Source organism: Flavobacterium johnsoniae (genome assembly GCF_001879205.1).
GTDB lineage: Bacteria > Bacteroidota > Bacteroidia > Flavobacteriales > Flavobacteriaceae > Flavobacterium > Flavobacterium johnsoniae_A.
The window spans coordinates 304,634-325,874 of record NZ_MLFK01000001.1 but is presented as its reverse complement, the minus strand read 5'-3'; the positions used below and the strand labels follow the sequence as shown (position 1 = coordinate 325,874).

The 21,241-nt window shown below is 37.3% G+C and carries 12 protein-coding genes, 2 tRNA genes and 3 rRNA genes; 12 read left to right on the top strand and 5 right to left on the bottom strand.

Annotated features, from left to right (window positions below):
• Positions 1-16 precede the first annotated feature (16 nt).
• The gene (gene thrS / locus BKM63_RS01490; protein ID WP_071634906.1) at positions 17-1,963 is read right to left on the bottom strand and encodes a threonine--tRNA ligase; all 1,947 of its coding nucleotides are present in this window, start codon (positions 1,961-1,963) and stop codon (positions 17-19) included.
• Between the two features lie 449 nt (positions 1,964-2,412).
• Here thrS and BKM63_RS23555 point away from each other — a divergent pair, with 449 nt between their 5' ends.
• The 7 genes from BKM63_RS23555 to pafA all read left to right on the top strand — a co-directional run bounded on the left by BKM63_RS23555 (position 2,413) and on the right by pafA (position 10,130).
• Positions 2,413-2,580: a hypothetical protein gene (locus tag BKM63_RS23555; protein ID WP_165608744.1), complete on the top strand. Its 168-nt coding sequence runs from the start codon at positions 2,413-2,415 to the stop codon at positions 2,578-2,580.
• Between the two features lie 385 nt (positions 2,581-2,965).
• Positions 2,966-4,479, top strand: a 16S ribosomal RNA gene (locus BKM63_RS01485).
• Between the two features lie 121 nt (positions 4,480-4,600).
• Positions 4,601-4,674 (top strand) — tRNA-Ile (locus BKM63_RS01480).
• A 107-nt stretch (positions 4,675-4,781) separates the two neighbouring features.
• Positions 4,782-4,855, top strand: a tRNA-Ala gene (locus BKM63_RS01475).
• 157 nt (positions 4,856-5,012) lie between these two features.
• A 23S ribosomal RNA gene (locus BKM63_RS01470) occupies positions 5,013-7,897 on the top strand.
• 160 nt (positions 7,898-8,057) lie between these two features.
• Positions 8,058-8,167, top strand: a 5S ribosomal RNA gene (gene rrf, locus BKM63_RS01465).
• Together the 16S, 23S and 5S rRNA genes with 2 tRNA genes alongside form the textbook arrangement of a ribosomal RNA operon.
• Before the next feature lie 343 nt (positions 8,168-8,510).
• Positions 8,511-10,130 (top strand): alkaline phosphatase PafA, encoded by a 1,620-nt coding sequence (pafA, locus tag BKM63_RS01460; RefSeq protein ID WP_071634905.1) that lies wholly within the window; start codon positions 8,511-8,513, stop codon positions 10,128-10,130.
• A gap of 123 nt (positions 10,131-10,253) precedes the next feature.
• On the opposite strand, the gene ald is transcribed toward pafA, so the two are convergent.
• Positions 10,254-11,372 (bottom strand): alanine dehydrogenase, encoded by a 1,119-nt coding sequence (gene ald, locus BKM63_RS01455; protein ID WP_071634904.1) that lies wholly within the window; start codon positions 11,370-11,372, stop codon positions 10,254-10,256.
• 199 nt (positions 11,373-11,571) lie between these two features.
• On the opposite strand from ald, the gene BKM63_RS01450 reads away from it, so the two are divergent.
• On the top strand, positions 11,572-12,030 hold the full coding sequence (locus tag BKM63_RS01450) for an Lrp/AsnC family transcriptional regulator (RefSeq protein WP_071634903.1): 459 nt from the start codon (positions 11,572-11,574) through the stop codon (positions 12,028-12,030).
• A 73-nt stretch (positions 12,031-12,103) separates the two neighbouring features.
• Here the strand turns inward: BKM63_RS01450 and BKM63_RS01445 are convergent, their stop codons facing one another.
• Positions 12,104-13,552, bottom strand: a complete 1,449-nt coding sequence (locus BKM63_RS01445; RefSeq protein WP_071634902.1) for a glyceraldehyde-3-phosphate dehydrogenase — start codon at positions 13,550-13,552, stop codon at positions 12,104-12,106.
• Between the two features lie 227 nt (positions 13,553-13,779).
• Positions 13,780-15,180 (bottom strand): trypsin-like peptidase domain-containing protein, encoded by a 1,401-nt coding sequence (locus BKM63_RS01440; protein ID WP_071634901.1) that lies wholly within the window; start codon positions 15,178-15,180, stop codon positions 13,780-13,782.
• A 172-nt stretch (positions 15,181-15,352) separates the two neighbouring features.
• Between BKM63_RS01440 and dapF the strand changes: the two genes are divergently transcribed.
• The 4 genes from dapF to BKM63_RS01420 all read left to right on the top strand — a co-directional run bounded on the left by dapF (position 15,353) and on the right by BKM63_RS01420 (position 19,012).
• On the top strand, positions 15,353-16,135 hold the full coding sequence (gene dapF, locus BKM63_RS01435; protein WP_071634900.1) for a diaminopimelate epimerase: 783 nt from the start codon (positions 15,353-15,355) through the stop codon (positions 16,133-16,135).
• A gap of 71 nt (positions 16,136-16,206) precedes the next feature.
• Complete coding sequence (locus BKM63_RS01430) at positions 16,207-16,740, top strand: GNAT family N-acetyltransferase (RefSeq protein WP_071634899.1); 534 nt, start codon at positions 16,207-16,209, stop codon at positions 16,738-16,740.
• An 11-nt stretch (positions 16,741-16,751) separates the two neighbouring features.
• Positions 16,752-17,792 carry an endolytic transglycosylase MltG gene (gene mltG, locus BKM63_RS01425; RefSeq protein WP_071634898.1) on the top strand — a complete coding sequence of 347 codons (1,041 nt, stop codon included), beginning with the start codon at positions 16,752-16,754 and terminating at the stop codon, positions 17,790-17,792.
• 572 nt (positions 17,793-18,364) lie between these two features.
• Entirely contained in the window at positions 18,365-19,012 is a 648-nt protein-coding gene (locus BKM63_RS01420) for a peptidoglycan-binding protein LysM (RefSeq protein WP_071635060.1), read from the top strand.
• A gap of 44 nt (positions 19,013-19,056) precedes the next feature.
• On the opposite strand, the gene scpA is transcribed toward BKM63_RS01420, so the two are convergent.
• On the bottom strand, positions 19,057-21,210 hold the full coding sequence (gene scpA / locus BKM63_RS01415) for a methylmalonyl-CoA mutase (RefSeq protein WP_071634897.1): 2,154 nt from the start codon (positions 21,208-21,210) through the stop codon (positions 19,057-19,059).
• Positions 21,211-21,241 lie beyond the last annotated feature (31 nt).

Below are 21,241 nucleotides of genomic sequence, written 5' to 3'. Positions count from 1 at the left end.
GACTTTCTAATTTAAGTTAAACTGTAAATACTTTTAATGTCTTTTTTATTTCTTCGTCTACAATCGAAGCAAATTCTTCGATAGAAACTGTAATGTTACCTTTTCCTTCTTGCCCATGACGACGAATAGAAATAGTACCGTTTTTCTCTTCTTCCTCACCAACAATAAGCATAAATGGGATTTTCTGCATTTCTGCATCTCTAATTTTCTTACCGATAGTTTCATTTCGGTTGTCAATTAGGGCGCGAATTTCGTGATTTTCTAGCAAATCTAAAACTTTTTTAGCATAATTTTCGTATTTCTCGCTCAAAGACAAGATTATAGCCTGTTCCGGCATTAGCCAAAGTGGGAAATTTCCTGCAGTGTGCTCTAGTAAAATTGCTATAAAACGTTCCATAGATCCAAATGGAGCTCTGTGAATCATAACTGGGCGATGTAATTCATTATCAGCACCTTTGTATGTTAAGTCAAAACGTTCTGGTAAGTTATAATCTACCTGAATTGTTCCTAACTGCCATTGTCTTCCTAAAGCATCCTTAACCATAAAGTCAAGCTTTGGTCCGTAAAATGCAGCTTCACCATATTCTACAACAGTATTTAGTCCTTTGTCAGCTGCTGCATTGATGATTGCGTTTTCGGCTTTCTCCCAATTTTCGTCTGTACCTATATATTTCTCTCTGTTTTCCTGATCTCTCAATGAAATCTGAGCTGTGAAGTTTTCAAAGCCTAATGATCCAAATACGTATAAAACTAAATCAATTACTTTTTTGAATTCCTCGTCCAATTGTTCCGGAGTACAGAAAATATGTGCGTCATCCTGAGTAAAACCTCTAACACGAGTTAAACCATGCAATTCTCCAGATTGTTCGTATCTGTAAACAGTACCAAATTCTGCATAACGTTTTGGTAAGTCTTTGTATGACCAAGGTCTTACATTATAAATCTCACAGTGGTGAGGGCAGTTCATCGGTTTTAATAAAAACTCTTCGCCTTCGGCTGGAGTATGTATTGGCTGAAAACTGTCAGCACCATATTTAGCATAGTGGCCAGAAGTTACATAAAGCTCTTTTTGACCAATATGCGGACTAACAACTTGTTCGTAACCTGCTTTCTTTTGAGCTCTTTTTAGAAATTGTTCTAAGCGTTCTCTAAGTGCGGCTCCTTTTGGTAACCATAAAGGTAAACCTTGTCCGACCTTTTGAGAAAAAGCAAACAATTCAAGTTCTTTTCCTAATTTACGGTGATCACGACGTTTTGCTTCTTCTAGAAGTTCAAGGTATTCAGTTAAATCTTTTTGTTTTGGGAAAGATGTTCCGTAAACACGAGTCAGCTGTTTGTTCTTTTCATCACCTCTCCAATAAGCGCCGGCAACGCTCATGATTTTCATAGCTTTGATGATTCCGGTATTCGGAATATGGCCGCCACGACATAAATCAGTAAAAGTAGAGTGGTCACAAAAAGTAATAGTCCCATCTTCAAGGTTCGAAATCAATTCCGTCTTGTAAACGTTGTCTTTATACATTTCTAATGCATCAGCTTTACTTACCGGACGCATTTTAAATTCGTGCTTTCCTCTTGAGATCTCAAGAACGCGATCTTCGATCTTCTTAAAATCAGCTTCAGAGATCTTTTGATCTTCAAAATCTACATCATAATAAAACCCGTTGGCAATTGCAGGTCCTAGAGTCAATTTAATTCCAGGGTATAATTCTTCAAGTGCTTGCGCCATTACGTGCGAAGTTGAATGCCAGAAAGCTTTTTTGCCCTCGGCATCATTCCAAGTATATAAAATAAGATTACCATCGGTCGTTAATGGGGTCTCGGTCTCAATAGTTGTACCATTAAAAGATGCAGAAATAACATTTCTGGCAAAACCTTCGCTAATGTTTTTAGCGACCTCCATTGGAGTTACGCCTGAAGCAAACTCTCTAATTGACCCATCGGGTAAAGTAATCTTGATCATTGTTTATAATTTTGTGAATGCAAATATAAGTGATTAGAAAAATACATACAATATATATATGTATAAGATTACGTATTATATATATGTATAAAGTTTACTATAATATATAAGAGTAAAATTTCAGAACACCTGTCCTAAATATATATGTCTATAATGGTTTGTTTGGTTGAGCGGTTCCCAAGGATTATGCTGTTGGTTTTAAATTGAGTTTTTAATGAGAAGCTTTGTCCTGTGTATTTGTTCTGTCTTTTGTGTTTCCTGAAGTCCTTGTGGATTGGTGTAATAGGATTTGTTATGGAATCGTGGAGAGAATCGGTGTTAAGGCGGAGGGTTTAAAATAGAATTTAGATTAAATAAGCCCAAGAAGTGGTGGTTAACGCTTATAAAACGTATAAACTCTTTAAAATTGAGTGTGTGATATAGGGTTGAAATATATAAATAACAGTAAAATGCAGGAAAAACTGACAATGTTTCAAAAAAGAACAAATTGTAAAACTGCTGTTATCAGACGGTTAAGAAAAAAGGTTAAAAAAGATGGAAAAAATATAAAAAAAAGGCTTGTAAATGTAAATAAAGGTGGTACTTTTGCACCCGCAACAGCGACAGACGTTCCCTGAAATACTGACAAGCTTATAAGATTTGGATGAAGAAATTTTTTCAAAAAAAGATTAAAAAAAGCTTGTGAGAATGGAAAACGGATGTTACATTTGCACCCCGCAAAACACGGAAAGTTCCTTGATATAGTGATAAGAAAATAGAAGAAATAGAGGCGAAAAAAAAGTTTCAAATTTTTTTAAATTTTTCTTGCACATTTAAAAAGAAAGTTTTAGTTTTGCACCCGCTTTGAAACACAAGTGAAAACAAAAAGAAACACGTTCGTAGACATATTGAATTGACAGCCGTTTTGAGAGAGATCTCAAAACAAATAATAAAGAGTAATAGAATCGTTTGATTCGAAAAAAGACCACTAGAATAAAGCATCGCAATATAATATAAAAATATACGATGAAGAGTTTGATCCTGGCTCAGGATGAACGCTAGCGGCAGGCTTAACACATGCAAGTCGAGGGGTATATGTCTTCGGATATAGAGACCGGCGCACGGGTGCGTAACGCGTATGCAATCTGCCTTTCACAGAGGGATAGCCCAGAGAAATTTGGATTAATACCTCATAGTATTATGCCTCGGCATCGAGATATAATTAAAGTCACAACGGTGAAAGATGAGCATGCGTCCCATTAGCTAGTTGGTAAGGTAACGGCTTACCAAGGCTACGATGGGTAGGGGTCCTGAGAGGGAGATCCCCCACACTGGTACTGAGACACGGACCAGACTCCTACGGGAGGCAGCAGTGAGGAATATTGGACAATGGGCGCAAGCCTGATCCAGCCATGCCGCGTGCAGGATGACGGTCCTATGGATTGTAAACTGCTTTTGTACGAGAAGAAACACTCCTTCGTGAAGGAATTTGACGGTATCGTAAGAATAAGGATCGGCTAACTCCGTGCCAGCAGCCGCGGTAATACGGAGGATCCAAGCGTTATCCGGAATCATTGGGTTTAAAGGGTCCGTAGGCGGTTTAGTAAGTCAGTGGTGAAAGCCCATCGCTCAACGGTGGAACGGCCATTGATACTGCTGAACTTGAATTATTAGGAAGTAACTAGAATATGTAGTGTAGCGGTGAAATGCTTAGAGATTACATGGAATACCAATTGCGAAGGCAGGTTACTACTAATTGATTGACGCTGATGGACGAAAGCGTGGGGAGCGAACAGGATTAGATACCCTGGTAGTCCACGCCGTAAACGATGGATACTAGCTGTTGGGAGCAATCTCAGTGGCTAAGCGAAAGTGATAAGTATCCCACCTGGGGAGTACGTTCGCAAGAATGAAACTCAAAGGAATTGACGGGGGCCCGCACAAGCGGTGGAGCATGTGGTTTAATTCGATGATACGCGAGGAACCTTACCAAGGCTTAAATGTAGATTGACCGTTTTGGAAACAGAACTTTCGCAAGACAATTTACAAGGTGCTGCATGGTTGTCGTCAGCTCGTGCCGTGAGGTGTCAGGTTAAGTCCTATAACGAGCGCAACCCCTGTTGTTAGTTGCCAGCGAGTCAAGTCGGGAACTCTAACAAGACTGCCAGTGCAAACTGTGAGGAAGGTGGGGATGACGTCAAATCATCACGGCCCTTACGCCTTGGGCTACACACGTGCTACAATGGCCGGTACAGAGAGCAGCCACTGGGTGACCAGGAGCGAATCTATAAAGCCGGTCACAGTTCGGATCGGAGTCTGCAACTCGACTCCGTGAAGCTGGAATCGCTAGTAATCGGATATCAGCCATGATCCGGTGAATACGTTCCCGGGCCTTGTACACACCGCCCGTCAAGCCATGGAAGCTGGGGGTGCCTGAAGTCGGTGACCGCAAGGAGCTGCCTAGGGTAAAACTGGTAACTAGGGCTAAGTCGTAACAAGGTAGCCGTACCGGAAGGTGCGGCTGGAACACCTCCTTTCTAGAGCCCTGAGTGTTAGTGGAAACACACGCCGGGGAAAAAGATGCTCTATTGGTTTTAGGATTTAGGGATAATATTACTCTTGCTGTTAGTTCAAATAATAAATTTTTAAGTAAAACAGAGTCTCGTAGCTCAGCTGGTTAGAGTACTACACTGATAATGTAGGGGTCGGCAGTTCGAGTCTGCCCGGGACTACTAAATTACTTAAGAAAAAGGAAATTCTGGAAGCTGGGATTCACCAAAGGAAATTAGAGAAGAATTAGAAATCTAAAATCTGAATTCTAAAATCTAAGATTTAAAATGGGGGATTAGCTCAGCTGGCTAGAGCGCCTGCCTTGCACGCAGGAGGTCAACGGTTCGACTCCGTTATTCTCCACAAAAGGCTGTAAGCCTGAGGCCTAGTGCGTAAAGCGCGAAGCATATAAAGTTCATTGACATATTGAGATAAGAAAATAATAAAAAGTAGAAAGCGTTTTTTATAATTTATTGTAAAGAACAAAAAAAAACGGTCATAATTGATTTTATGATTGGTACAATAAGCAAAATAAGGGCGTATGGGGGATGCCTAGGCTCTCAGAGGCGATGAAAGGCGTGATAAGCTGCGAAAAGCTGCGGGGACGGGCACACACCGATTGATCCGCAGATACCTGAATGGGGCAACCCACTATGTTGAAGACATAGTACACCGATAGGTGGGCAAACCCGCTGAACTGAAACATCTAAGTAGGCGGAGGAGAAGAAAACAAAAGTGATTCCGTAAGTAGTGGCGAGCGAACGCGGATTAGCCCAAACCAGTGATGTTACGGCATTGCTGGGGTTGTAGGACCACGAGATTTTATGCATGCAGAACCGGAAGTTACTGGAAAGTGACGCCAAAGAGGGTGATAGCCCCGTATGGGTAATAAATGTAATAGATAGTGGTATCCTGAGTAGGGCGGGGCACGTGAAACCCTGTCTGAATTTGGCGGGACCATCCGCTAAGGCTAAATACTCCTGAGAGACCGATAGTGAACCAGTACCGTGAGGGAAAGGTGAAAAGAACCGTGAATAACGGAGTGAAATAGATCCTGAAACCATACGCTTACAAGCGGTCGGAGCCCTTTCGTGGGGTGACGGCGTGCCTTTTGCATAATGAGCCTACGAGTTAACGTTGCTGGCAAGGATAAGTGGTTAAGCCATGGATCCGCAGCGAAAGCGAGTCTGAATAGGGCGCTTTAGTCAGTAGTGTTAGACGCGAAACCGTGTGATCTACCCATGGGCAGGTTGAAGCTGTGGTAACACACAGTGGAGGACCGAACCGGTTGACGTTGAAAAGTCTTCGGATGACCTGTGGGTAGGGGTGAAAGGCCAATCAAACTCGGAAATAGCTCGTACTCCCCGAAATGCATTTAGGTGCAGCGTTAGTTATAAAGTTATATAGAGGTAGAGCTACTGATTGGATGCGGGGGCTTCACCGCCTACCAATTCCTGACAAACTCCGAATGCTGTATAATGTTCACTAACAGTGAGGGCTTGGGTGCTAAGGTCCAAGTCCGAGAGGGAAAGAACCCAGACCATCAGCTAAGGTCCCCAAATATATGCTAAGTTGAAAGAACGAGGTTTGTCTGCCCAGACAGCTAGGATGTTGGCTTGGAAGCAGCCATTCATTTAAAGAGTGCGTAACAGCTCACTAGTCGAGCGGACGAGCATGGATAATAATCGGGCATAAGCATATTACCGAAGCTATGGATTTAGAGATTACTCTAAGTGGTAGGGGAGCATTCTAACAGGGTTGAAGGTTTTTCGTAAGGAGGGCTGGACTGGTTAGAAAAGAAAATGTAGGCATAAGTAACGATAATGCGGGCGAGAAACCCGCACACCGAAAAACTAAGGTTTCCACAGCTATGCTAATCAGCTGTGGGTTAGTCTGGTCCTAAGGCGAACCCGAAAGGGACAGTCGATGGCTAACGGGTTAATATTCCCGTACTACTAATTACTGTGATGGGGTGACGGAGTGATGAAAGCGCCGCGAACTGACGGAATAGTTCGTTAAAGTACCTAGCTATAGGCTCTGCAGGCAAATCCGCAGAGACTGGTGAAATACGATAGTACTCGGAGTCTTCGGACAAAGAGATAGTGCGCCTAAGGGCTTCCAAGAAAAACCTCTAAACTTCAGGTAATTAGTACCAGTACCGTAAACCGACACAGGTAGTTGAGGAGAGAATCCTAAGGTGCTCGAGAGATTCATGGCTAAGGAATTAGGCAAAATAGACCTGTAACTTCGGGAGAAAGGTCGCCCTGAGCAATCAGGGCCGCAGTGAAGAGGTCCAGGCGACTGTTTATCAAAAACACAGGGCTCTGCAAAATCGTAAGATGAAGTATAGGGCCTGACACCTGCCCGGTGCTGGAAGGTTAAGAGGAGATGTTATCTTCGGAGAAGCATTGAATTGAAGCCCCAGTAAACGGCGGCCGTAACTATAACGGTCCTAAGGTAGCGAAATTCCTTGTCGGGTAAGTTCCGACCTGCACGAATGGTGTAACGATCTGGACACTGTCTCAGCCATGAGCTCGGTGAAATTGTAGTAACGGTGAAGATGCCGTTTACCCGCAGTGGGACGAAAAGACCCTGTGCACCTTTACTATAGCTTAGTATTGACCTTGGATAAATGATGTGTAGGATAGGTTGGAGACTATGAAGCGGCGTCGCCAGGCGTTGTGGAGTCATTGTTGAAATACAACCCTTTGTTTATCTGAGGCCTAACCCCGCAAAGGCGGGGGACATTGCTTGGTGGGTAGTTTGACTGGGGTGGTCGCCTCCAAAAGAGTAACGGAGGCTTCTAAAGGTTCCCTCAGTACGCTTGGTAACCGTGCGTAGAGTGCAATGGCATAAGGGAGCTTGACTGAGAGACATACAGGTCGATCAGGTACGAAAGTAGAGCATAGTGATCCGGTGGTTCCGCATGGAAGGGCCATCGCTCAAAGGATAAAAGGTACGCCGGGGATAACAGGCTGATCTCCCCCAAGAGCTCATATCGACGGGGGGGTTTGGCACCTCGATGTCGGCTCGTCACATCCTGGGGCTGGAGAAGGTCCCAAGGGTTGGGCTGTTCGCCCATTAAAGTGGCACGCGAGCTGGGTTCAGAACGTCGTGAGACAGTTCGGTCTCTATCTACTGTGGGCGTTAGAAATTTGAGTGGATCTGATTCTAGTACGAGAGGACCGAATTGGACAAACCTCTAGTGTATCTGTTGTCCCGCCAGGGGCACCGCAGAGTAGCTACGTTTGGAAGGGATAAGCGCTGAAAGCATATAAGCGCGAAACCCACCACAAGATGAGATTTCTTTTAAGGATCGTGGAAGATGACCACGTTGATAGGCTATAGATGTAAAGGCAGTAATGTCATAGTCGAGTAGTACTAATAATCCGTAAGCTTATGTACACCCTTTTCCCCCGATGCAAGTCGGGGGGAGAAACTTTCTAGAAATACTAAATAAAAATACTTTTCTTTATCTCAGTATGTTAAGATATTGGTTTTAATTATGAATTGTCAATTATCAATTGTTAATTAAAACAGATTGCCCAAAGCAATTATAACTTCTTAAGGTGGTTATTGCGGCGGGGCTCACCTCTTCCCATCCCGAACAGAGTAGTTAAGCCCGCCTGCGCAGATGGTACTGCAGTTATGTGGGAGAGTATGTCGTCGCCTTTCTTTTGAAAAACCCTATTCCAGCGAATAGGGTTTTTTGTTTTATAGATGTTTTTAAAACTTCGCATCAATCTGCGTATTGCACTCGAATAAATAAAAAAGTTTCTTATAACACGCCTGCGTTAGGGATGGAAGCGGCATCCTTTTGTTTTTTTCTTTAAAAAACAAAAGATACAGCGCACAGCCCGGCCCGGAGGGAACGCCATGAATGTTTTTACTTCAACATATTTAAAATTAAAAGGTTCGTTTTTGTTAAATTATAGTCAATTGTTTAGTCTTAAATATTCATACTTTAGAATTTTAGGATTTGAATCAGTATTTTTGTGTTTAAATTATTTATTTAAACATGAAGAAAAGTATTTTACTGTTGGCACTTTTTGTTATCACAAATTTAAGTGCTCAACAACGTCCCAAATTAGTTGTAGGTATTGTAGTTGATCAAATGAAAATGGAATATTTATATCGATTTTCAGATGATTTTTCCCCAAATGGTTTTAAAAAGTTAATGAATAATGGATATGTTTTCCAGAATATGCATTACAATTATATGCCAACTTATACTGCACCTGGACATGCTTCAATATACACAGGTACGACACCTGCTACACATGGAATTGTTGGTAATGAATGGTTCAGCAGAACTTTAGGAAAAGAAATGTATTGTACAGATGATGCTGGTGTGAAAACAGTAGGTGATGGAACTGCAGAGGAAGGCGCAATGTCTCCTAAAAATCTTCAAAACACTACAATTACAGATGAAGTTCGTATGGCAACTAATTTTACTGGTAAAGTAATAGGAATGAGCCTTAAAGACCGTGGTGCAATTCTTCCGGCTGGGCATTTTGCAAATTGGGCATTTTGGTACAGTAAAACAGGCTCGTTTATTTCTAGTACATTTTATGGTGAAAAATTACCAGAATGGGTGTCAGAGTTCAATAACGAAAAAAACTATTTGAAATACATTAATAAAGGCTGGGATTTATTTAAGCCAGCTTCTGTTTATAACGAAAGTCTTCCGGATAACAATCCGTATGAAGGTAAATTATATGGAAGTGCGGCTCCGGTTTTTCCTTACGATTTAAAATCTATGTATGAAAAAAATGATGCTGGAATTATTAGAGCAACTCCTTTTGGGAACGACCTATTAGCTGAATTTGCAAAAAGAGCCATTGAGAAGGAAGAATTAGGGAAAGATAATGTTACGGATTTCTTGACTGTTAGTTTTTCTTCTACAGATTACGTTGGTCACTTATTGGGACCGAGATCTATGGAACTTCAGGATACTTATTTAAGATTGGACCAGACTATTGCTGATTTTTTAGCATATCTTGATAAAACGGTAGGTAAAGGGAATTATTTACTTTTCTTAACAGCAGACCATGCTGGTGCTGAAAATGTTATTTACTTAAAAGATCGTAAATATAATGTAGACAATTACCCTTCTAAAGAAGTTAAGAAAAGCTTACAAGATTTTTCAACTAAGACTTTTGGTGTTGATTTGATTCAAAATTATTCAAACTTTAATGTTTTCTTTAATAAACAGATTATTAAGGATAAGAAATTAGATCTAGATAAAGTTAAAGATGCTTTTAAAAAGTTTTTAATTACTCAGCCACAAGTTAAAAAAGTTTATACGGAAGAAGAAGTTTTAGCTAATGCTGGGAATGACTATGCTCTAAATTTTGTTGCTAAAGGTTATGATGTTACGCAAAATGGAGATTTAATTATTGTTGATAAGCCTGGAATGATAGAATATACAACAACAGGAACATCTCATGGTACTATTTATAGTTATGATACACATGTACCTGCTATTTTTTATGGCTGGCATATCAAAAAGGGAGAATCTTACGATAAGAAAGCAATTACGGAGATTGCTCCAACAATAGCTCAGAAAATTAAAGTTACTTTTCCAAATGGAACAGAAGCAAAAGTAATGACTGAGGTTCTGGATAGTAAGAAATAAAGAAAATATATTATTTTTAAAAACCTGTCTTCATGACAGGTTTTTTTATGGCATAAAAAAAGGTTTTTCTTTATTGAAAAACCTTTTGTAATAGTGACTAGTAAGCACTTATAAATATTGGCACTATGCGTTTGCCAATACTAATTCTTCGTTAAAAGGAAGATTCCATGCTTCAGCAACTCCTTTATAAAGGATTTTTCCGTTAGCAATATTCAACCCTTTTTTTAGTTCTTCATTTTCTGCACAAGCTTTTTCCCACCCTTTGTTTGCTAATTGCACTGCATAAGGCAAAGTAGCATTCGTTAAAGCTAAAGTAGAAGTGTAAGGAACAGCTCCCGGCATATTAGCTACACAATAGTGAACGATATCATCAATAATGAAAGTTGGGTTTTCGTGAGTTGTTGGCGTACAAGTTTCGATACATCCACCTTGATCAACAGCAACGTCAACAACGACAGTTCCCGGACGCATTAATTTAAGCATATCACGAGTGATTAAGTGTGGTGCTTTTGCTCCAGGTATTAAAACTGCTCCAACAATTAAGTCAGCGTCTTTAATTGCTCTTGTAATATTGTAATGGTTAGACATTTCTGTGTTTACGTTTGCAGGCATGATATCATCTAACTGACGTAAACGAGGCAAGCTTAAATCCATAATAGTCACCTGAGCACCTAAACCAGCGGCCATTTTTGCGGCTTGAGTTCCTACTATTCCTCCACCTAAAACTAGTACTTTTGCCGGTGGAACACCTGGTACACCTCCTAAAAGAATTCCTCTTCCTTTCAATGGTTTTTCAAGATATTTTGCCCCTTGTTGAATAGCCATACGACCAGCAACTTCAGACATTGGAACCAATAGAGGTAAGCTGCGGTCTGTTTTTTCAACAGTTTCGTATGCTAAACAAACTGCTCCTTTTTCCAGCATTGCATGTGTTAACGGTTCAGATGAAGCAAAATGAAAATAAGTAAATAATAATTGATCTTTTTTAATTAATGGATATTCAGATGCAATTGGCTCTTTTACTTTTATGATCATTTCTGCAATCGCATAAACTTCTTCAATAGTTGGTAAAACTACAGCACCAGCCTGAACATATTCTTCATCGGCAAAACCACTTCCTAAACCAGCAGTTGATTGAACATATACTGTATGTCCGTGTTTTTTCATTTCTGAAACACCTGCAGGAGTTAAAGCAACTCTGTTTTCATTATTTTTAATTTCTTTTGGAACGCCTATTATCATTTTTGTTATATTTTGTGGTTTTTATTGAATTTTTTACAAAGCTACAGATAGAGAATAAATTGTGGTTTAATGGATGTTAAATAAGAAAATATTATTTTATTTTCTACTTTTACAGAAAATTATTCTTTTTGGGACTTAAAATTATTCTTCAAAAAGAAAAAAAGACTGAATTTCGCAAAATTAATACAACGTTTTCGCTATGGCTTTAGATGAAATTGACAAAAAAATCTTACGACTTTTACAGGAAGATGCGCACTACACTTTAAAAGACATCGCAAACAAAATAAATTTGTCTTTGACTCCTGTTCATGATCGAGTAAAACGACTTGAGAAAGAGGGGGTTATAGAAAAGTATGTGACGATTTTAGACAAGAAAAAACTCGGGAATAATCTAACTGTTTATTGTCAGGTTACGCTTACTAAACAGACTTATGACACCTCTGAGGGGTTTAATCAGTCGATTTTAAATTTGCCGGAGGTTGTAGAATGTAATTATGTTTCAGGGAATTTTGATTATATGCTAAAGATTATAATTCCTGATATGGAAAGTTATCATCATTTTCATCAAAAGAAATTATCCGTTTTACCCGAAGTTTCGCTTATAAATACTGTTTTTGTTATATCTGAAGTAAAAAGTACCACTGTTCTTCCTATATAAAATCTTCCTGTATAAAAGCAAAAACCACCAAGAGTTACTTGATGGTTTTAATAAAAAAGTTAGTTAGGTTGAATTAATAATAAGTATAACGTCTTACCTTGGCAATATATTTTGCAAGACGAATAACTTGATGACTATAACCATATTCATTATCATACCAAATATAAAGTACAATACTTTTTCCATCTTTTGATACGATAGTGGCATTGCTGTCATAAATTGATGGAGCAGATGTGCCAACAATATCAGACGAAACCAATTCATTATTCAATGAATATTTTATTTGCTCTACCAGTTCCCCTTCAAGAGCATATTTCTTCATGATTTTATTGATAGCAGCAATTGATGTTGCTTTTTTAACTTCTAAATTTAAAACGACTAACGAACCATTTGGAACTGGAACTCGAATAGCATTTGAAGTTAATTTTCCTTCTAAAGATGGTAAAGCTTTTGCAACAGCACTTCCTGCACCAGTTTCAGTAATGACCATATTTAATGCCGCAGCTCTGCCTCGACGGTATTTTCTATGCATATTATCGACCAAATTTTGATCGTTTGTATAAGCATGAATCGTTTCTAAGTGTCCCTTTGCGACTCCTAAAGTTTCTTCGATTACCTTTAAAATTGGTGTAATAGCATTTGTAGTACAGGAAGCGGCTGAAAAAATATCATTTTCATCCGGATTATAATCGTTATGATTTACGCCGTGTACAATATTTGGAACTCCTTTTCCTGGAGCGGTAAGCAAAACTTTGCTTGCCCCATTTGAAGTTAGATGCCTTTTTAAAGCTTCTTCCGTTGTAAATGCACCAGTATTATCGATTACCAAAGCATCGTTAATTCCGTATAGTGTATAGTCAATTTCTTCTGGAGAATTTGCAGTAATGATATGAACCGTTGTTCCATTAATAATTAAAGCATTGTTTTTAGGGTCAGCAGTTACAGAACCCTGAAAATCACCGTGAATAGAATCATATCGCAATAGAGAAGCTCGTTTCTCTAAACTTGATGCGTCATTTTTATCGCGGGTTACAATTGCTCTCAAACGCAGTTGATTTCCTTTTCCTGTTTTTGACATTAACTCTCTCGCAAGTAAACGTCCGATTCTTCCAAATCCATAAAGCACAACATCTTTTGGCTGAATTTCTTTTGAAGATTTTGCTTTTTTCAATTTTTCAATGACAAAATATCTTGCGTCAGGATATTTTTCATCTTCTAAACGATATTCGTAAGTTAATTTACCAAGATCAATTTTCGCTGGCGGAAGATCTAATGACAAAACAACTTTTGCAATTTCTACCGAATCAAAGATAGTTATTGGTTTGCCTACAAATTCACCCGCATATTGATGAAGGTTGATAATATCGCTGACATTTTTATCCAATAATTGATTTTTAAATAAAACCATTTCAATGGATTTGTCATACCATAAATCACTTATGATTTTGACTAATTCGACTCCTGCTCTTCTTCGGTCGACTTGTAATGATACCTCTTTTTGGTACAAAGATTTGTTACTCATAATTGATTAAATTGAAAAAATAAAATGCTCACTATTTTAAAATTTTGCGCAAAAGTATCTATTTCAATCGATTTCGTAAACTATTTTGGCATTTATTTTCAAAAAAGAAAATGCCACCTTAATTTCTTAAGATGGCATTTTTTTAAGTTTAGCCCGCAGTCTCAGTTTTCAATTTTTAACAGTTTAACTGCAAACTGAGACAGAATATTGTGACTGATAAAAGTGACTTAAATAATAATTCTAAAAATTTCACCGTTTTTATTAATCATTTCGATACGTACACTTTGTCCTTCGTCTTTTTTATTTAAAAGTTTAGAAACAGTTTCAACATTTGTAGCTTTTACATTATCGATACTCAAGATGATATTTCCCTGCAATTCACTTTGATATTGCATTAAATTTTCATTTGTAATGTTTTTGATTTTTACACCGTAATCAATTCTGAATTTCTTTTTATCGGCAGCATCAATGTTTTCTAATTCAATTCCTTTAAATTCAGTGCTAAAGAATTCATTTTTACTTAAAGTAACAGGAACAGTTTTTGTTTTTCCGTCTTTAATATAAGTTACTTTAACCACATCATTTGGACGTTTTGTATTTATGTAACCAGAAAGATCAGCAAAAGTTGAAATGTTTTGTTCGTCAAGTTTTACGATAATATCTCCTTTAGTAAGACCTGCTTTTTCTGCACCAGAGTTTTTAGAAACTTTGTTAATATAAAAACCTTGAGTTTCTGTAATTCCTAATTCTTTAGATGCTGTGCTGTTCAATTCACCTCCTTCTACGCCCAGAATTCCTCTTTGAACATTCCCATATTCCATTATATCTTCAATAATTTTTCGGGCAATGTTTGATGGAACAGCAAAAGAATACCCAACATAAGATCCAGTCATAGACGAAATCATAGTGTTAATTCCAATTAATTCACCTCTTGTATTTACCAATGCTCCACCAGAATTTCCAGGGTTTACAGCAGCATCTGTTTGAATAAATGACTGAATACCGCTTTGGTCTAAATTTCTGGCTTTTGCAGAAACAATTCCGGCCGTAACTGTTGAAGTCAAATTATAAGGATTCCCAACTGCTAAAACCCATTCTCCGATTTTGACAGAATCAGAATTAGCGAAAGCTGTATAAGGTAATTTTTCATCCGCATTAATTTTTAATAATGCGATGTCCATTTTAGAATCTGTACCTATAAGTTTTGCTTTGTATGATTTTTTGTTGTTTAATGTAATTTCAATTTCAGATGCATCTTTAATAACGTGGTTATTTGTCACGATATATCCATCTTCAGAAATAATTACACCAGAACCGGTTCCTACTTGTTCTTGCTGCTGCTGTCCTCCATAACCATAGAAAAATTCAAGCATAGGATTGCTGACCGTTCTTCTGGAAACATTTTTTACGTGTACAACTGTGTGAATTGTTTTGTCTGCAGCTTCGGTAAAATCAACTGCTTCGCCCGGTAATCCAACAGTTTTGCCGTATGAACTAGGAGCAAGAGTAACAACAGAATTTCCTTTTCCAAAGAAAGAATCACTGCCGTCAAATAATAACTTGTAAGCACCAAGGGTAGTAGCACCGCTTAGTAGTGAAACTAAAAATAAGGTTGAAAATTTTTTCATATTACAGTTTATGTTTTAAGTTATTTAGGTATTTGTTTTTAACATTTATAACGTAAAATTATGCCAAAAAATTATTTCAAAAAATGCTTTAACGCTCTTTAACATTGATTAACATTTCATTAATTAATCTTCGTAGTTTCTTCGTACTTTTGTATTTCTTAATGACAAAAAAATGCAAGTAGAATTTTATAAATATCAAGGTACAGGTAATGATTTTGTGATGATCGATAACAGATCTAATTTCTTTCCAAAAGAAGATGTAAAGTTAATTGAACGCTTGTGCGACAGACGTTTCGGAATTGGGGCGGACGGACTTATTTTGTTAGAAAATGATTCTGAAACTGATTTTAGAATGGTTTACTATAATTCAGATGGAAACCCAAGTTCAATGTGCGGCAATGGCGGCCGTTGTTTGGTAGCTTTCGCAAATCAATTAGGGGTTATTGATAACAAAACAACTTTTATTGCTACAGATGGTTTACATCATGCATCGGTAGGAAATGACGCAATTGTTTCATTGCAAATGATTGATGTTGATGAAGTGCAAAAAAAAGATACTTATACCTTTTTAAATACCGGATCGCCGCATCATGTACAAATTGTAGACGATTTAGAACATTATAATGTAAAAGAAAACGGAGCCGCTATTCGTTATGGCGATTTATACGGACAAAAAGGCAGTAATGTCAATTTCGTTAAGAAAATCGATGATAGTACTTTTTCTCTGCGTACTTACGAAAGAGGTGTAGAAGATGAAACACTGGCTTGCGGAACCGGTGCTACAGCTGTGGCAATTGCTATGAATGCTATTGGAGAAACAGACCAAACTTCGATTAACTTAAATGTTGAAGGAGGAAAACTTGTAGTTTCTTTTGATAAAGCAGGTGATCACTTTACAAATGTATTCCTTACAGGTCCGGCAAAATTTGTTTTTAAAGGAACTATAGAAATTTAATACTCATTCTGAACGGAGTAAAAGACAGATTCAAAATCTAAAATATAAAATCTGCAATCTAAAATTAAAGTATGATAACACTCAAAGGCGATACCATTTATCTTCGTTCGCTTGAACCTGAAGATTTAGAGTTTGTATATGCTATGGAAAATGATCAGAGCATTTGGGAAGTTAGCAATACTAATACTCCATACAGTCGTTTTTTGATTCGCCAATATCTTGAAAATGCACAGCAAGATATCTATGAAGCTAAACAATTACGTTTAGCAATTTGCCAGGATGAGGATTTTCCTGCTATAGGTTTGATTGATTTATTTGAATTTGATCCAAGAAATAACCGGGCGGGAATTGGTATTGTTATTCAAAAAAAGGAAAATCGAGGACAAAATATTGGTTCTGAGGCTTTAGAGCTTTTAATTAATTATGCATTTTTTAATTTAAATCTACACCAGCTTTATGCAAATATTAGTACAAATAATGAAGCAAGTATAGCTCTTTTTACTAAATTTGGTTTTGAGAAAATAGGAATTAAAAAAGACTGGATTTTGCTAAATAACCACTATCATGATGAAGCAATTTTTCAGTTAATCAATAAAAACATTTAAACTAAGTAGCTTTGAAATTAAAAAAAATCATCACCATAACCGCTGTAGCCGTAATTTCAGTTTTAATGATTTACGGATTTATTCTAATAAGCCGAATTTTTAGTGCCAATACCAAATTTGAAGAAAAAGAACTCTATGTATATGTCCCTACAGGAGCTAACTACACTGACGTCAAAAAAATACTAGAACCATACATCAAGAATTTTGACAATTTTGAAATGGTTGCCAGTAAAAGAAGTTATCCTGAAAATGTAAAATCAGGACGTTTTCTTCTTAAAAAAGATATGAATAATATAGACTTGGTTCGTGCCATGCGTTCCAATGTTCCAGTAAAATTAGCTTTTAATAATCAGGAACGTCTAGAGAATTTTGCCGGAAGAGTAGGCTCTCAAATCGAGGCTGATAGTTTATCATTAATGAAAGCATTTAAAGATTCTACTTTCTTAGCAGCAAATGGATTTAACGAAGAGAATGTTTTTGCTATGTTTATTCCAAATACTTATGAAGTTTACTGGAATACATCTGCAGAGAAATTTCGTGATAAAATGATTAAAGAATACCATAAGTTTTGGACTCCTGAAAGAATTGAACAAGCCAAAAAACAAGGATTGACTCCAGTTCAGGTTTCTATTTTAGCTTCTATTGTGCACAAAGAATCGGTTAAAAAAGATGAAAGACCTCGAATTGCAGGTGTTTATTTGAATCGTTTACGTTTAGAAATGCCATTACAAGCGGATCCAACTGTTATTTATGCTTTAAAATTGAGAGACAATAATTTCGATCAGGTAATAAAAAGAGTTTTTTATAACGATTTGGTTATGAAATCTCCATACAATACCTACATACATATCGGCCTTCCGCCAGGTCCAATTGCTATGGCAGATATTACGGCACTTGAGGCAGTTTTAAATCCAGAGAAAAATGATTACATTTATTTTTGTGCAAGTATAGATCGTTTTGGTTATCATGAATTTGCATCTAATTATGCAGATCATACTAAAAATGCAAAAAAGTATTCTGACTGGATTGCTAGTCAGGGTGTGAACAGATAAAGATTAGTTTTCTTCAATAAGAAGAATCAAATAAAAACCGAAGTCCAAAGCTTCGGTTTTTTTAATATAAAAAATCAATACCGAATTATCATTCTTCAATGTCATTATTGTGATAAAAAATCAACCACTTTTATTTTAATTTGAAGTTTATTTCTAATAAAACGAAGGTCAAAAAATGACCGAAAATAATTTTTAAAAAGCTATTTTTAGATAAAAAAATCAAAAACATACTTTAAAAATAGGTTTTAACTTGTTAATAAAAATAAAAATTATGTAATATGAAATGAGTTTTTGATATAAAATAGTTTGTTTGTGTAGGTTTTGCCTTTCTATTTTAACAAAAATGATAAAAAATTGATAAAAATGCCCTTTTTTGTAAATTTAATATTGGCATTTTGGTTCTTGTTTTCAATTTTAGGTAAAGCGTCGAAAACTGCATGATTAGTGGTTTAAGCAAGAATTCTAAAATTTTCAAAACCTGTAAATCGTTGATTAACAGTATTGTTTTGTATTGCGTATCTTTGCATCGTAGAAATTTCAAAAAGGTGACAGCGTTTGAAGAAAAACAAATTATGATAAAGAAATGGTATTTTTATGCGAGTTTAATCGTTATTATTACATTTTTAACTTTGGGTTTTAAACCCTTTAATGTAGAAACCAAACCTTGGTTTTTAATAGAAAAAACAGATGGATCCGAATACTTACTTCCATCGAAAGACAAGGATGACTATCCTGAATTAAAAAAAGTAAATATTTTATTTACAGAAAAACGCCTGATAAGCTTTAAAGAAGCAGTTGCTTTTAAAGAATCTCAAGGAAAATACCGACTGGTAAATTCACTGGGGTATATGGGAAAATATCAATTTGGTTCAAAAGCCTTAAGAGCTATTGGGATCAGAAGTGATAAAGAATTTCTAAAAGATCCAGCCTTGCAGGAAAAAGCTTTTGTTGCCTTATTATCCAAAAACAAATGGATTTTGCGTAATGAAATTGAAAAGTACGAAGGAAAAATCATCAATGGAATCGAAATTACCGAATCTGGTATTTTAGCGGCGGCACATCTTGGCGGCGCCGGATCTGTAAAAAACTTTTTTAAACACAAAGGAAACAGGCATTTTAGAGATGCTTTTGGAACTTCGTTAAAAAGTTACATGCGAGACTTTGGAGGTTATGATCTTTCTTTTATTGAAGCAGATAGTAATGCGACAATAAACGATTAAAAAAAATCCCGATTTGTAAATCGGGATTTTTTTTTGAATATGTTTTAATCAATTAATATCTCTAAAATTTTAATTGCTGCTTCGCTGATTTTGGTTCCGGGACCAAAAATAGCTGCTGCACCTGCATCAAAAAGAAATTGGTAGTCCTGAGCAGGAATAACACCGCCCACAATAACCATAATATCTTCACGATCATGTTTTTTTAGTTCTTCAATAACTTGTGGAACCAAAGTTTTGTGACCGGCCGCAAGTGATGAAACACCTAAAATATGAACGTCATTTTCTACAGCTTGTTTCGCCGCTTCGGCAGGAGTTTGAAATAAAGGACCTATATCCACATCAAAACCTACATCCGCATAACCGGTTGCGACTACTTTTGCACCGCGATCGTGACCATCCTGCCCCATTTTGGCAATCATAATTCTTGGGCGTCTTCCTTCTTGTTTCGCAAAAACGTCTGCTAATTGCTTCGCCTTTTCAAAGTTTTCGTCATTCTTAATTGCTGCACTATACACACCGCTAAATGATTTAATTTGTGCTTTAAACCTCCCGAAAACAGTTTCAAGAGCATCACTTATTTCACCTAGCGTTGCTCTGTTTCTTGCTGCTTCCACAGCAATTTCAAGTAAGTTTCCTTCTTTGGTTTTGGCACAATGAATTAGTTTTTCCAGTGACTGATTTACTTTTTCAGTATCTCTTTTTGCTTTAATTTCTTCAAGTCGTTCAATTTGCTGTTTACGAACCATCTGGTTGTCTACATCCAAAATATGTAACGGATCTTCTTTTTCTAATCTAAATTGATTTACACCTACAATAATATCTTGTCCGCTGTCGATTCTGGCTTGTTTTCGTGCCGCAGCTTCTTCAATTCGAAGTTTCGGAATTCCGGCTTCAATTGCTTTTGTCATACCGCCCAGTTCTTCTACTTCTTCAATTAGCTTCCAGGTATTTTGTAAAATCTCATTGGTTAGTGATTCCACATAATAGCTTCCGCCCCAAGGATCGACCGTTTTGGTGATTTTGGTTTCTTCCTGCAGGTAAATTTGGGTATTTCGGGCAATTCTGGCAGAGAAGTCAGTTGGCAGCGCAATTGCTTCATCAAGAGCATTTGTATGTAATGACTGCGTTCCTCCAAAAGCAGCGGCAGTGGCTTCAATACAAGTTCTGGCTACATTATTAAAAGGATCTTGTTCCGTCAAACTCCAGCCGCTGGTTTGGCAATGGGTTCTTAACGCTAATGATTTATCGCTTTTCGGATTAAATTGCTGAATTAATTTTGCCCAAATCATTCGTCCGGCCCTCATTTTTGCAATTTCCATAAAATGATTCATTCCAATAGCCCAAAAGAAAGAGAGGCGGGGAGCAAATTCATCAATTGTCATTCCTGTGGATAATCCGGTTCGAATATATTCTAAACCATCGGCTAAAGTATAGGCTAATTCAATATCAGCTGTTGCTCCGGCTTCCTGCATATGATATCCGGAAATAGAAATAGAATTGAATTTAGGCATCTTTTTGCTCGTAAATTCAAAAATATCGGCAATGATTTTCATCGAAGGCGCAGGCGGATAGATGTAAGTATTACGCACCATAAACTCCTTCAAAATATCATTTTGAATTGTTCCTGAAAGTTTATTCAGTTCAACTCCTTGTTCTTCGGCAGCGACAATGTAAAATGCCATAATTGGTAATACGGCACCATTCATGGTCATGGAAACCGACATTTCGTCTAACGGAATCTGATCAAATAATACTTTCATATCTTCGACAGAATCGATAGCGACTCCTGCTTTTCCCACGTCGCCAACCACTCTTTCATGATCAGAATCGTAACCACGGTGGGTTGGTAAATCAAAAGCTATAGAAAGTCCTTTTTGTCCTGCTGCCAAATTTCTTCTGTAAAAAGCATTGCTTTCTTCTGCAGTAGAAAATCCAGCATACTGACGAATCGTCCACGGACGGCGAACGTACATGGTAGCGTAAGGGCCGCGTAAATTAGGCGTAAAACCTGCTCCGAAATCCAGAAACTCTAAATCTTCTATATCTTTTTCAGAATAGTTTTTTTTAAGTTCGATTCCTTCGGCTGTGGTGAAGTTTTGGGTTAAGTCCCGAAGCTTCGGGATTGAGTTGTGTGACAGTTCATCTAACCTCTCATTTTTAACTTCTAACTTTATATGTTTAAGGTCTTTTCTTATCATGGAGACACTTTTCTTTGGTGTGAAATTAATT

Bases quoted from the DNA above. Each gene is read 5' to 3' on its own strand.
- BKM63_RS01430 (WP_071634899.1), top strand. From the start codon at position 16,207: ATGATAACACTCAAAGGCGATACCATTTATCTTCGTTCGCTTGAACCT.
- BKM63_RS01440 (WP_071634901.1), bottom strand. From the start codon at position 15,180: ATGAAAAAATTTTCAACCTTATTTTTAGTTTCACTACTAAGCGGTGCT.
- BKM63_RS23555 (WP_165608744.1), top strand. From the start codon at position 2,413: ATGCAGGAAAAACTGACAATGTTTCAAAAAAGAACAAATTGTAAAACT.
- BKM63_RS01420 (WP_071635060.1), top strand. From the start codon at position 18,365: ATGATAAAGAAATGGTATTTTTATGCGAGTTTAATCGTTATTATTACA.
- thrS (WP_071634906.1), bottom strand. From the start codon at position 1,963: ATGATCAAGATTACTTTACCCGATGGGTCAATTAGAGAGTTTGCTTCA.
- pafA (WP_071634905.1), top strand. From the start codon at position 8,511: ATGAAGAAAAGTATTTTACTGTTGGCACTTTTTGTTATCACAAATTTA.
- BKM63_RS01445 (WP_071634902.1), bottom strand. From the start codon at position 13,552: ATGAGTAACAAATCTTTGTACCAAAAAGAGGTATCATTACAAGTCGAC.
- scpA (WP_071634897.1), bottom strand. From the start codon at position 21,210: ATGATAAGAAAAGACCTTAAACATATAAAGTTAGAAGTTAAAAATGAG.
- dapF (WP_071634900.1), top strand. From the start codon at position 15,353: ATGCAAGTAGAATTTTATAAATATCAAGGTACAGGTAATGATTTTGTG.
- BKM63_RS01450 (WP_071634903.1), top strand. From the start codon at position 11,572: ATGGCTTTAGATGAAATTGACAAAAAAATCTTACGACTTTTACAGGAA.
- ald (WP_071634904.1), bottom strand. From the start codon at position 11,372: ATGATAATAGGCGTTCCAAAAGAAATTAAAAATAATGAAAACAGAGTT.